The sequence below is a fragment of the Streptomyces sp. NPDC003691 genome (genome assembly GCF_053981115.1).
In genome coordinates this window covers 55,753-69,593 of the sequence record NZ_JBSFNQ010000014.1, presented here as the reverse complement: position 1 = coordinate 69,593, position 13,841 = coordinate 55,753, and the positions used below count along the sequence as shown (strand labels likewise).

5 protein-coding genes are annotated in these 13,841 nt (G+C 75.2%); 4 read left to right on the top strand and 1 reads right to left on the bottom strand.

Going from position 1 to position 13,841, the window contains the following annotated elements; genetic code table 11:
- Positions 1-165 precede the first annotated feature (165 nt).
- A complete protein-coding gene (locus ACWDR0_RS09680) occupies positions 166-3,537 on the bottom strand; it encodes a lysylphosphatidylglycerol synthase domain-containing protein (protein ID WP_456351098.1) in 3,372 nt (1,123 codons plus the stop codon).
- 360 nt (positions 3,538-3,897) lie between these two features.
- Here ACWDR0_RS09680 and ACWDR0_RS09675 point away from each other — a divergent pair, with 360 nt between their 5' ends.
- From ACWDR0_RS09675 to ACWDR0_RS09660, 4 genes are all read left to right on the top strand, one after another.
- Positions 3,898-4,332, top strand: a complete 435-nt coding sequence (locus ACWDR0_RS09675; protein ID WP_456351097.1) for an MGMT family protein — start codon at positions 3,898-3,900, stop codon at positions 4,330-4,332.
- A gap of 140 nt (positions 4,333-4,472) precedes the next feature.
- A complete protein-coding gene (locus tag ACWDR0_RS09670; RefSeq protein WP_456351096.1) occupies positions 4,473-8,195 on the top strand; it encodes a UvrD-helicase domain-containing protein in 3,723 nt (1,240 codons plus the stop codon).
- Between the two features lie 196 nt (positions 8,196-8,391).
- Positions 8,392-12,426: a UvrD-helicase domain-containing protein gene (locus ACWDR0_RS09665; RefSeq protein WP_456351095.1), complete on the top strand. Its 4,035-nt coding sequence runs from the start codon at positions 8,392-8,394 to the stop codon at positions 12,424-12,426.
- Positions 12,427-12,436: 10 nt separating this feature from the next.
- Positions 12,437-13,834, top strand: a complete 1,398-nt coding sequence (locus tag ACWDR0_RS09660; RefSeq protein ID WP_456351094.1) for a dipeptidase — start codon at positions 12,437-12,439, stop codon at positions 13,832-13,834.
- Positions 13,835-13,841 lie beyond the last annotated feature (7 nt).

The window sequence follows — 13,841 nt, the reverse complement described above, 5'->3', positions numbered from 1 at the left end:
TGGTCCGGTCGGGTGGTTTTCCGCCGCGATCACGGCGTGGCTCCCGCATCCGGGCGCTCCGGAACTCCTCCGGATCCGGCGGATCCCGAAGCCCCGTGGGGCCGGTCCGGGCGCCCTGCGGCCCCGACCGGCGCGGGCGCCCTGCGCTTTGGAGGGCGTCCTGCTTCAGAGGGCGCCCTTGCGCGACAGGCTGCTGAACGCCAGCCAGCCCGGCAGCACCGGCAGCCAGAGCGTCAGGATGCGGTACAGCAGCACCGCGGCCGTCGCCACGTCCTTCGGTACGCCCGCCGCGATCAGACCGAGGATCAGCGCGCCCTCGACGGCACCCACACCGCCGGGCGTCGGCGCCGCCGACCCCAGCGCGTTGCCCGCGAGGAAGACCACGGCGAGGCTGGCGTAGCTCAGCGGCTGGGCGCCGTCGTTGAACGCCCGGATCGACGCGTCGAGGCACATCACGAAGGCGAAGGTCAGCAGGAGCTGTCCGCCGATGCCCGTGAGCAGCTTCACCGGCCGCTGGAGCACGTCCAGCATGCGCGGTACGACTCCGGCGAACAGCGACCGCAGCCGGGTCGAGACGAACTTCCGCAGGAACGGGATCGCGGTCACGACCAGCACCAGCACCGCGACCGTCAGCAGGCCGGCGATCACCGTTCTGGACGGGCTCAGCGACGGGGTCTTCTCCGTCCCCGTGAGATAGCCGAAGGTCAGCAGCAGCAGGATGTGCGCCCCGAGCCCGAAGAGCTGCGCCGCGCCCACGCTCGCCACCGCGAGCCCGGGCCGGACGCCCGAGCGCTGGAGGAAGCGGGTGTTCAGGGCGACACCGCCGACCGCCGCCGGGGCGACGATCTTCACAAAGGATCCGGCGACCTGTGCCAGGACGGTCCGCGGGAACGGCACCCGCTCGGGCACGAAGCCCAGCAGGCTCATCGCGGCGGCGACATAGCTGAGCGCGGAGAACGCGGCCGCGACCGCCACCCACACCCAGTGCGCGCTGCTGAAGTCGGCGCCGAGGTTGTTGCCCGCGATCTGCGAGAGCAGGAAGTACGCGGCGACGGCGCCCGCGATCAGGCTGACCAGGGTCCGGGGCCGGATCCGCTCCAGCCGGACCGGCTCCACCGGGGCCTGGGGGCGGATCAGCAGCACCTGATGGCGGATCTGGGTGAGGAGATCCTCCTCCCGCGCGGCTTCGAGGGCCTCGTCGACGGCGCGTTTGTCCGCCCGCCGCTCCGCGTGCGGGCCGGAGGGCGCGGCGGGACCGGGACGGTCGGCGGGCGCCGCCGGCTCCGGCTCCGCGGCCGTCCCGTTCGGCTGGGCCGCGGCCTCCGCGCGGGCCCGGCGGGCCGCCGCCGACGCCTCCAGAACGGCCTCGCGTTCCCGCTCGGCGCGCTCCCGCGCCAGCCGCCGCAGGGTGGCCCGGGTGGAGCGGCTCAGCGCGATGGGCTGGAGCAGCGGCAGACAGTCGGCGACCGCGTCGGGCCCGAGGACCTCCAGCGCACCCGACACCGACCGCTCGGCACCCACCCGCAGCCCCATGGTCACCAGGAGCTGGGCCACGTCCATCCGGAGCACCAGATCGCCCGCGGCGATCTCGCCGCCGCGCAGATCGGTCAGGATCACCTTGCCGGAACGATCCACCAGGATGGCGTCGCCCGTCAGCCTGCGGTGCGCGATCCGGCGCGACTGGAGCGCCTTGACCTGCCGCCAGGCCCCGCGGACCACATCGTCCGTGATCTCGGCGTCCTCCATGCTGTCCAGGGACCGCCCGCCCAGGTGCTCGTAGACGAGCATCACCGCGTCCGGGCCCAGCTCGGAGGTGGCGATCAGCTTCGGCGCGTTCGCCCCGGCGGCGATCGCCGCGTACGCGAGGAGAGCCTCCTGCTCCAGCGCCTGGCGCAGCGACTGGAGCGACGAGCGGCGGGTGGTGATGGAGCGCAGCGTCAGCCGCCGCCACAGCCGGTAGAAGAAGCCGTGGGCCTGCTGTTCGCGGTCGACGACGGTGACGTCGAGCGGTGGGCCGTCCTCCAGGGTCACCAGATAGCGGCGCCCGCGGTCGCCCTGCTCGGCCTGGCCGCCGTCGGCGCCCTCCGGCACGTCCTCGGTGCGCATCGCGGTGACCGGGCGGAAACCGACGTGGCGCAACCCCGCCAGAAGGGTCTGCCCGGTGGGCCGCACATTGGGCGAGCCCACCGCGTACAGCGTGCCGTACGCCACGGTCCAGCCGAGGAGGACCGTGAGGATGATCGAGAAGGGGGTGGTGTACCCGGCGACCAGCATCGCGAAGGCGTCCAGCAGCAGCACCACCCAGAGCACGACCCGCCAGCGGGGTCTGCGGGCCATGCCGACCGCCGTCATATAGGCGATGACGGGGGCGAGATAGCCGTGGACGGGGTCCGTCAGCCCGCTGCCCTGGGCCCGGGTGAGGGCCTCCTGGATGCTGTCGGGTGCCGCTTGGGCGACCCAGAGGTCGGTGGCGAGGGTGATGCCGTGGGCCAGGACCGCGGCGAGCACACCGTCGGCGATGCGCAGCCCGTCCCGTTTGATCAGCCGTTCGATCGCGAAGGCGATGGGGACGAGGAGGACCGCGATGGAGGAGACCAGACCGGCCAGCTTCACCAGCAGCACGGGGGCCTGTTCGGTGCCCTTGCTGATGTCGTGCTCGAGGCCGGTGGTGGTGCCCTGGGCGAAGGCCGCGATGGCGAGGAGGACGGCGATCGCGAGGATGCCGCCGAGGAAGCGCATCAGGTCGGACGGGCGGTGCACCCGGGCGGCGAGCAGCGGTTCGTCGCCGGAGACCCGGTCGGCCCCGGCGACGGACTCCTCACCGGGGGCGCACTCGCTGCCGGGGGCGTCCTGACCGGAGGGTGCGGCACCGGGGGTTCCGGCCGGGCCGGTGGGGCTCGGCGGGGGTGTTCCCGTCGGGCCCGTGGGGTTGGTGGGGCCGGTGGATCCGGTACCCGATGCTCCGGCCGGTCGTTCCGGGCCGGTCCCGGGGGCTCCGGCGGCACCGGTGGCACCGGTGGGGTCCGGCCCGGAGGCTTCGGCAGGGCCGGTGCCGGATGGTTCGCCGGTGCCGGACGGTACGCCGGTTCCGCGGGTGGACGCCCGGGCCGGGCCGGGGGCGCCTTCGGGGGCGTCGGCGAGGGTGCCCTCGGGTGATGCATGGCCGGCTCCGGTTCCCGAGGCGGCACGGGCCCGCCGCCCGGCGGTGGTATCGCCCGCCTCCGGGGCGGTGCCGGGGGTCCGGGTACTTCCGGACGGCTCTCCGGCCGTACCGTTCCGCGGAGTGCCCCCCGAAGCGGCCGCGGGGGCGGCCGCGGCGGGACCCGACCGGGCGCGGGCGCGCCGACGGCCGGGGCCGGTGCCGCCGTCGCGCCGGTCGCCGTCGTCTGCGTGCTTCTTGTCCTCGATCGGTTCTACGTCCTTGTCGGTGGGCACCCGGTCGGGCGGGGTGCCGTCGGCGGATGGTGCGGCGGCCGCGCCGGCACCCTCCGGGCGCGGCCCCGTGCCGGAGGCGTCAGCCGTCGTACCAGGCTGCACACCCCGCTCCCTTCCCTGCCTGCTCGGTCTCTTCTCGGTCACACGTCACCCGCCACCGTCCGCGCACGATGGTGACACGAGCGGCCGCCGCGGCAGGCCATCAGGGTCGTCGGCGCGGGCGTGACCTGCGCAATAGTTCGTAATGAACCGCTCGTGATCACCCTATTCGCCCCGTGTGGTCTCGGTCCGGCTGATCTGCCTGATGCGCCGCCGGGTCTTCGCCGGGCCGCCGCCGGAGCGCCGGTGATCCGCCGGCGGCCCGTCCGTGCGGTCCGTCCATCCTGGCCGCCCGCCGCGTCCCGTGCACGGGGTTGTCCACAGGCCGGGCCGCTTGTCGGTGCGGTGCGGCAGGATGGCGGGATGGAAGAGCTCGCGGAGATCCCCGACTACGCGGAGCGGGTGCTCGACGTCGCCGAGCGGATCCCGCCCGGGCGCGTGATGACGTACGGCGATATCGCCGAGTGGCTGGGCGAAGGCGGCCCGCGTCAGGTCGGCCGGGCCATGGCGCTGTTCGGCGGCGCGGTGCCCTGGTGGCGGGTGGTGCGTGCCGACGGCACCGTGCTGCCGGGCCATGAGCCGGAGGCCCTCCAGCAGTACCGCGCGGAGGGCACCCCGCTGCGGGCCGCGCCGCCGAGCGCCGACGGCCATGTGCCGCGGATCGACATACGGCGGGCCCGCTGGGACGGCACCGGCACCGGAGCCGCCGCGGGTACGGACCCGGACACCGGCACGGACGGGCACACGGGCACGGACAGGAGTACGGACGGGGGTACGGGGACCGGCACCGGGATATGACGGACTCCGCCGGACCCCGCCGCGCCGGGCGCCCCGGCCGGGCGGGGTAGCGTCGTCGGCGTGCGGTTCCGTCCGCACTCGTATCCGTATCCGCACCCGCTCCATCAGCACCACCACACCCACCAGGACCGGCGATCCACGTGAGTTCCTCCTCCACCACCGGGCGTCCGCCGTACCGGCAACAGGCACGGCAGGGGGATTCCGCGCGCCCGTCCCAGGGCCGCCGGGGCCGGAACCCGGGCGCCTACCGGCTGGTGCGCACGCCGCCCGCGGCCGCGGATCCCCCTCATCTGGACGCCGCCCAGCGTGCCGTGGTTGACCACGCACACGGCCCCCTGCTGGTGCTGGCGGGCCCGGGCACCGGCAAGACGACCACGCTCGTCGAGGCGGTGGCCGAGCGGATCGCCCGGGGCACCGACCCCACGCGCATCCTTGTGCTCACCTTCAGCCGCAAGGCCGCGGTGGAGCTGCGGGACCGGATGGCCGTGCGCCTCGGCGGCGCCCGCGGCCCGCAGGCGACCACCTTCCACTCCTACTGTTACGCCCTGGTCCGGGCCCACCAGGACGCGGAGCTGTTCGCCGAGCCGCTGCGCCTGCTGTCCGGCCCCGAGCAGGACGTCGCGGTCCGTGAGCTGCTCGCGGGCCAGCTCGGCCTGGAGGCCGACGGTCTCGCCCGTAACGAGTGGCCCGACGAGCTGCGGGCCTGTCTCACCACCCGCGGCTTCGCCGACGAGGTCCGGGCGGTGCTCGCCCGCAGCCGCGAGCTGGGGCTCGACCCGTCCGCGCTGAAGCGGTTCGCCGACCGCACCGGGCGCCGCGACTGGCGGGCGGCCGCCTCCTTCCTGGCCGAATATCTGGACGTCCTCGACATGCAGGGCGTCCTCGACTACGCGGAGCTGGTCCACCGGGCCGTCCTCCTCGCCGAGCGCACCGCCCCCGCCCGGAGCTTCCCGTACGGCTTCCCTTATGACGCGGTGTTCGTCGACGAGTACCAGGACACCGACCCCTCGCAGGTCAGGCTGTTGCGGGCGCTCGCGGGCGGCGGCCGGACCCTGGTCGCCTTCGGCGATCCCGACCAGTCCATCTACGCCTTCCGGGGCGCCGATGTGAACGGCATCCTGGACTTCCCGGCCACCTTCCCGCACACCGACGGCACCCCGGCGGGCGTCGCCGTGCTCACCACCTCCCGCCGGAGCCGCGAGGCCCTGCTGACGGCCACCCGGCTGCTGACCCGCCGGATGCCGCTGACCCGGCTGCCCGCCGACAAGGTCCGGGCCCACCGGGAGCTGGCCGCGACCCGCCCGGGCGGCTCGGTCGAGGCGTACACCTACCCCACCTCCTCCGCCGAACTGGAGAACATCGCCGACATCCTGCGCCGGGCCCATCTGGAGGACGGCGTCCCCTGGCACGACATGGCGGTCCTCGTCAGGGCGGGCAGCCGTACGATCCCGGCGGTGCGCCGGGCGCTGACCTCGGCCGGGGTCCCGCTGGAGATCGACGGCGCGGATGTCCCGCTGCGGCACGAACCGGCGGTCGCCCCGCTGCTGACGGCCCTGCGGGCGGTGGCGGCCCCGCTCGCGGACCGCCCCGCGGCGGCCCCCGGCGCCGGGCCGGAGGGGGCGGCGCCGTCCGGAGCCGTACCCACCGGATCCGCGCCGGAACCAGCAGCTCCGGCGGACGCGGCGGATGCGGCGGCTCCGGCAGCTCCGGCAGCTCCGGCAGCTCCGGCAGACACGGCAGACACGGCAGACACGGCAGACACGGCAGACACGGCAGACACGGCAGACACGGCTCCGGCAGACCTGGCGGACGCGGTTCCGGCGCATGCGGTTCCGGACCCGACCGCACCTGCCGTGACCGCACCCGAAGGCGAGGCGCCCGGCGGCGCCGTACCGGACGGTGCGGTACCGGGGCCCGGCCCGGCGGGCGGCGAGGCTCCGGCGGACCCGGCCGAGGCAGGGCCCGGCGAACCCGGCGGCCCGGCCGCCCCCTGGCTGGACACCGAGACCGCCCTCACCCTCCTCACTTCACCCCTCGGCGGTATGGACGCCGCCGACCTGCGCAAACTCGGCCGAGCCCTCCGTGACGAGGAGCGGGCCGCGGGCAACCGGCTGCCGCCGCCGTCCGATTTCCTCGTCGCCCGTGCCGTCGCCGAACCGGAGCGCCTCGTCGTCCACGACCCCGCCTACGCCCGGCGCGCCCAGGAACTGGGCGGGCTCCTCGCCCGCGCCCGTGCCGTACTCGACGGCGGCGGCACCGCGGAGGACGCCCTGTGGGAGCTGTGGAACGGCACGTACTGGCCACAGCGCCTGGAGAACGCGGTACTGCGCGGCGGCGCGGCCGGCCGGAACGCCGACCGTGACCTCGACGCCGTATGCGCCCTCTTCGACACGGCGGCGCGCGCCGAGGAGCGCACCGGCGGCCGCGGCGCCCTCAACTTCATCGAGGAGATCGAGGCGCAGGACATCGCCGCCGACACGCTCTCCTCGCGCGAGATCCGTCCCGACGCGGTCCGGCTGATGACCGCGCACCGCTCCAAGGGCCTGGAGTGGGGCCTCGTCGTGGTCGCCGGGGTGCAGGAGGGCCTCTGGCCCGACCTCCGCCGCCGCGGCTCCCTGCTGGAGGCCGACCGTATCGGCCGGGACGGGCTCGCCGAACCCCTCACCCCCGGCGCGCTCCTCGCCGAGGAGCGCCGGCTCTTCTACGTCGCGGCGACCCGCGCCCGCGACCGGATCGTCGTCACCGCCGTCAAGGCCCCCGCCGACGACGGCGACCAGCCCTCCCGCTTCCTCACCGAACTCGGCGTCGAACCGGTCGCCGTCGCCGGCCGCCCGCGGCGGCCGCTCGCCGTCTCCGCGCTCGTCGCCGAACTGCGGGCCACCACCGTCGACCCCGGCGCCCCGCCCGCCCTCCGTGACGCCGCCGCCCGCCGGCTGGCCGGACTCGCCGCGCTCCGCGACGACGAAGGGCTCCCGCTGGTCCCGTCCGCGCACCCCGACCGCTGGTGGGGCCTGTACGAACCCACCCACAGCGGCGTCCCCCTCCGGGACCGGACCCAGCCCGTCGCCCTCTCCGGCAGCGCCCTGGACCAGCTGGCCAACGTCTGCGCGCTCCAGTGGTTCCTCGGCCGCGAAGTACGGGCCGACGCCCCCGCGACCTCCGCCCAGGGCTTTGGCAATGTGATCCACGTACTGGCCGACGAGGTCGCGTCCGGCCGTACGCCCGCCGACCTCGCCGTCCTGATGGAACGCCTCGACTCGGTCTGGGGCGCCCTCGCCTTCGACGCGCCGTGGAAGTCCGAACAGGAGAAGCGGAACGCCAGGGCCGCCCTGGAACGCTTCCTCCGCTGGCATGTCATGGACCGCGGCGGACGGGTGCCCGCGGCCACCGAGAGCGCCTTCGACGTCGTCCTCGCGGCCGGGGAGTACGAGGTACGGATCCGGGGGTCCATGGACCGGGTCGAGAAGGACGCGGAGGGCCGGGCGTACGTCGTCGACTTCAAGACCGGGAAACAGGCCCCGACCGGGGACGAGGTCGCCCGCCACGCCCAGCTCGCGGTCTACCAGCTCGCGGTCCGCGAAGGCGCCGTCGACGAGTCCTTCGACGGCACCCGGCCCCCGTCCGGCGGCGCCGAACTGGTCCAGCTGCGGCAGCCCGCACCGGCGAAACAGGGCGGCGACGCCCTGCCCAGGGTCCAGGCCCAGCAGCCCCTGGAAGGCGAGTGGGCCGGAGAGCTGCTGGCCACCGCGGCCGGCCGGGTCCTCGACGAACGCTTCGCGCCCTCGACCGGCGGCCACTGCGCCAACTGCGCCTTCCGGGCTTCGTGCAGCGCACGCCCCGAGGGGCGCCAGGTGGTGGAGTAGCCCGCGGGGCGCGCCGCCCGGGCTCGGCGGGACCCGACCGGGCGCGGGGGAGCGGCCCCGGCGGCCCGCCCCGGCCGCCCCTTACGGCGCCCCGCTCCCGGCCCTGGCCCCGCTCCCGCCCCTGCCCCGCCCCGGCGCACCCTCCCGGCGGCCCGCCCGCCGCCGCGCTGTCGGTGGGGGACCGTAGCCTTTTCGTGTGACCGCGCGCATCAGTGATCCCGAGGAGCTCAAGCATCTCCTCGGGATCCCCTTCACCCCGGAGCAGACGGCCTGCATCACGGCGCCGCCCGCCCCGCAGGTCGTCGTGGCCGGCGCCGGGTCCGGGAAGACGACGGTCATGGCCGCCCGCGTCGTCTGGCTCGTCGGCACCGGACAGGTCGCCCCCGAGGAGGTCCTCGGCCTCACCTTCACCAACAAGGCGGCCGGCGAGCTGGCCGAGCGCGTCCGTACCGCCCTGGTGCGGGCCGGGGTCACCGACCCCGACACCATCGACCCCGACAACCCCCCCGGCGAACCCCGTATCTCCACCTACCACGCCTTCGCCGGACGGCTCCTCGACGACCACGGGCTGAGGATCGGTCTCGAGCCCACCGCCCGGCTCCTCGCCGACGCCACCCGCTACCAGCTCGCCGCCCGGGTGCTGCGGGAAGCCCCCGGCCCGTACCCCTCGCTCACCCGCTCCTTCCCCACCCTCGTCAGCGACCTCCTCGCCCTCGACGCCGAACTCTCCGAACACCTCGTCGACCCCGGGCGGCTCGCCGGATACGACACCGGACTGCTCCGTACCCTCGACGGCACCCGGCTCGGCAACGCCGAACTGCGCAAGGTCCCCGAAGCCGTCGCCGCCCGCCGCGAACTCCTCGACCTCACCCTGCGCTACCGCGCCGCCAAGCGCTCCCGGGAACTGCTCGACTTCGGCGACCAGATCGCCCTCTCCGCCGAACTGGCACTCACCCGCCCCGAAACCGGCCGCATCCTGCGCGACGAATTCAAGGTCGTCCTCCTCGACGAGTACCAGGACACCTCCGTCGCCCAGCGGCTGCTGCTCTCCGGCCTCTTCGGACGCGCCCCCCGCCCCGGCGGCGACCCCGAGCCCACCGGCCACGCCGTGACCGCCGTCGGCGACCCCTGCCAGGCGATCTACGGCTGGCGCGGCGCCTCCGTCGCCAATCTCGACGACTTCCCCGACCACTTCCCCCACCGCGACGGCACCCCCGCCACCCGGTACGCGCTCAGCGAGAACCGCCGCAGCGGCGGCAGACTGCTCCGGCTGGCCAACGGGCTCGCCGCCCCGCTGCGCGCCCGTCACGAAGGCGTGGAAGCCCTCCGCCCCGCCCCCGGCGCCGAACACGACGGCACCGTCCGCGTCGCCCTCCTCCCCACCCACCGGCAGGAGATCGACTGGATGGCCGACTCCATCGCCCATCTGGTGCGCACGGGCACCGCGCCCGGCGAGATCGCCGTCCTCTGCCGGACCGCCGCCGACTTCCCCGACATCCAGGGCGCCCTGGTCGCCCGGGAGGTCCCCGTCGAGGTCGTCGGCCTGTCCGGGCTGCTCCACCTCCCCGAGGTCGCCGACCTCGTCGCCGTCTGCGAAGTCCTCCAGGACCCCGGCGCCAATGCCTCCCTGGTACGGCTCCTCACCGGCCCGCGCTGGCGGATCGGCCCCCGTGACCTGGCACTCCTCGGCCGCAGGGCCCGCCTTCTGGTCTTCCGGCAGGGCGCGGACGGCGATCCGGCCGACGCCGACGAGCGGCTCGCCGCCGCCGTCGAGGGCACCGACCCGGCCGAGGTGGTCTCCCTCGCCGACGCCCTCGACACCTTCCTCGAATCCCCCGGCGGATCGTCCGGCGGCCCCGCCGGCAGTTCCGGCAGAGGTCCCGGCGGAGGTCCCGGCGGCGGCGGGGACGACGGGCTGCCGTTCTCCGCCGAGGCCCGGGTCCGCTTCGCCCATCTCGCCGCCGAACTGCGCGAACTCCGCCGTGCCCTCGGCGACCCCCTGATGGACGTCCTCCACCGCGTCCTCGCCGCCACCGGACTCGACGTCGAGCTGTCCGCCTCCCCGCACGCCCTGGCCGCCCGCCGCCGCGAAACCCTCGCGAACTTCCTCGACACCGCCGCCGCCTTCGCCGGACTCGACGGCGAGGCCACCCTGCTCGCCTTCCTCGGCTTCCTGCGGACCGCCGCCCAGTACGAGAAGGGCCTCGACAACGCCCTGCCCGGCGGCGAGAACACGGTCAAGGTCCTCACCGCCCACAAGTCCAAGGGGCTGGAGTGGGACGTCGTCGCCGTACCCGGACTGGTCGCCGGACAGTTCCCGAACGAACGGGGGCGGGAGGCCTGGACCTCCCATCCGCAGGTGCTGCCGCACGCCCTGCGCGGCGACGCGGGCACTCTCCCCGACGTCACCGCGTGGGACGCCAAGGGCCTCAAGGCGTTCAAGGACGGGATGAAGGACCACCAGCACACGGAGGAGCTGCGCCTGGGCTATGTCACCTTCACCCGGCCGCGCTCCCTTCTCCTCGGCTCGGGCCACTGGTGGGGGCCGGTCCAGAAGCGGCGCCGCGGGCCGTCGGCGTTCCTGACGGCGCTGTACGAGCACTGCGAGGCCGGTCACGGCGAGATCGAGGCCTGGGCCGACGAGCCCGCCGAGGACGCCGAGAACCCCGCCCTGGCGGAGGCCGGCCCGGACCGTGCCTGGCCGCTGCCCCTCGACCCGGACTCCCTGGCCCGCCGCCGCCGGGCCGCCGCGACGGTCCTCGCGTACCTCGACCGGGAGCAGGGCCGGATCCCGGGCCCGCGCCCGGGGGACGGGCCGGAGACCGGGGACGAGACCGGCGACGAGACCGGGGGCGAGCTGTTCCCCGAGGGACTGGAGGAGGCGGAGGTACCGGACGAGGAGTGGGCCCCGCCGCCGTACGCGGACGACGATCCGTACGCGGAACCCCCTCCGTACGACGGCGCACCTCCGTACGGTGCCGACGCACGCCGCGGCGAGGGCGGCGAAGGCGGCGGGGACGACCGGCCCGGTACCGGGGGCGCCCACGGCGACGCCCGGGCCGGCAAGCCCGGGGGCACCGGCCCCGTATCGCCGGACCGGGCCTCCGGCCCGCCGCCGCTCCACGGCCCCGGCGGTTCCGACGGCCCCGACGACCTTGACGGTCTCGGCGGTCCCGGCGGCTTCGACGACGGGCTCACTCCGGAGGACCACCGCACGATCGCGTCGTGGGACCGCGACCTGGACGCCCTCGCCGGGGAGCTGCGGCGTACCCGTGCGGCCGTCCGGGACGTCGTGCTGCCCGCATCGCTCACCGCCTCCCAGATGATCCGGCTCGCCGCCGACCCCGACGGCTTCGCCAGGGAGCTGGCCCGGCCCATGCCGCGCCCGCCGCAGCCCGCAGCCCGCCGCGGCACCCGCTTCCACGCCTGGGTGGAGTCGCGGTTCGAGGCACTGCCGCTGCCCCTGCTCGGCCCCGACGAGCTGCCCGGCGGCGACCCGTTCGACACGACGGACGGAGCCGGTATCGAGGACGAGCGGGACCTGGCCGAGCTGAAGGAGGCGTTCGCCCGTACGCCCTACGCCCGCCGTACCCCGCACCGGGTCGAATCGCCGTTCCAGATCACCCTCGCGGGCCGGGTGATCCGGGGCCGTATCGACGCCGTCTACCGCACCCCGGCGGCCGGCGGCGGCCCCGCCGGATACGAGATCGTCGACTGGAAGACCGGCCGGACCGCCACCGCAGACCCCCTTCAGCTGGCGATCTACCGTCTCGCCTGGGCGGAACAGCACGGGCTGGCCCCCGAGGAGGTCGGCGCGGCCTTCGTCTTCGTCCGCAGCGGGGAGGTCGTCCGGCCGGGCGCGCTGCCGGGCCCGGCCGCACTGGAACGACTGCTGCGCGACGACCGGGACGGCGACCCGGAAGGCGGCCCCGGGAACGGTCCCGGAAGGGGTCCCGGGAGTGGTCCCGGCGGCGGGCGCGACCGCGTACGGACATCCGCACCCGAAGTCCGGCAGACTCGCGACGCCCATGACACCCATGACACCCATGACACCCATGGCGCCGATGGCGCCGATACAGCCCAGGAAACCCGTGACACCCGGGGTGTCAGAGCCGGGTGGGACGGACGGGGCGGCGGAGGTGCCCGGAGTGCCCGCCCGGCGGGTCCGGGGCCCGCGACGGCCCCCGCCCGGACGGGGACGGCGGAGGAGAGCGCCCCCGGCGCCGGTTAGGCTCATACACATGAGCGACACCCCGGACAGCGCCGTCCGTACGTACATCCGGCAGCACCGCGACGCCTTCCTCGGCGACCTCGTGGAGTGGCTGCGGATTCCCTCCGTATCCGCCCAGCCGGAGCACGCGGAGGACGTACGGCGCAGCGCGGACTGGCTGGCGGCCAAGCTGCGGGAGACCGGCTTCCCGGTCGCCGAGGTGTGGCCGACGGCGGGCGCGCCCGCGGTGTTCGCCGAATGGCCCTCGGACGATCCCGGTGCCCCCACCGTCCTGGTCTACGGCCACCACGACGTCCAGCCCGCGGCCCTAGCAGACGGCTGGTACTCGGACCCCTTCGAACCGCGGCTGGAAGGCGGCAGGCTGTACGCCCGGGGCGCCGCCGACGACAAGGGCCAGGTCTTCTTCCACACCCTCGGCGTCCGGGCGCACCTCGCCGCCACCGGCCGTACCGCCCCCGCCGTTCATCTCAAGCTGCTGATCGAGGGCGAGGAGGAGTCCGGTTCGCCGCACTTCCGGGCGCTCGTCGAGGAGCAGTCGCAGCGGCTGGCCGCCGATGCCGTGATCGTCTCCGACACCGGTATGTGGTCGGAGAACACTCCCACCGTCTGCACCGGGATGCGCGGACTCGTCGACTGCGAGATCGAGCTGTACGGACCGGAGCAGGACATCCACTCCGGCTCCTTCGGCGGCGCCGTACCCAATCCGGCGACCGTCGCCGCACGGCTCGCGGGCGCCCTCCACGACGCGGACGAGCGCGTCGCCGTCCCCGGCTTCTACGACGGTGTGGTTCCCGTCGGCGAGGCCGAGCGGGAGCTCTTCGCCGAGCTGCCGTTCGACGAGTCGGAGTGGCTCGGCACCGCGAAGTCCTCCGGCACCCTCGGCGAGGCCGGCTACACCACCCTGGAGCGGATCTGGGCCCGCCCCACCGCCGAGGTCAACGGCATCGGCGGCGGATACCAGGGCGCCGGCGGGAAGACGATCATCCCCTCCGCCGCCCTGCTGAAGATCACCTTCCGGCTGGTGGCGGGCCAGGACCCCGACGCCGTCGAGGTCGCCGTCAGCCGCTGGGTGGCCGGCCGGGTACCCGACGGAATCCGCTACGACCTCACCTTCGCGGCCTCCACCCGGCCCTGTCTCACACCGCTGGACCACCCCGCCCTCCAGTCGGTCGTCAGGGCCATGAGCACCGCCTTCGACGGACAGAAGATCCGCTACACCCGGGAAGGCGGCTCCGGCCCGGCGGCCGACCTCCAGGACGTCCTGAAGGCACCCGTCCTCTTCCTCGGGATCTCGGTACCCTCCGACGGCTGGCACGCCCCGAACGAGAAGGTCGAGATCGACCTCCTCCTCAAGGGCGTGGAGACCGCCGCCCATCTGTGGGAGGACCTCGGAGGCGCCCTGCGCTGACCGCGGC

Excerpts from the sequence above, each read along its gene's own strand:
- ACWDR0_RS09675 (WP_456351097.1), top strand. The coding sequence starts at position 3,898 with ATGGAAGAGCTCGCGGAGATCCCCGACTACGCGGAGCGGGTGCTCGAC.
- ACWDR0_RS09660 (WP_456351094.1), top strand. The coding sequence starts at position 12,437 with ATGAGCGACACCCCGGACAGCGCCGTCCGTACGTACATCCGGCAGCAC.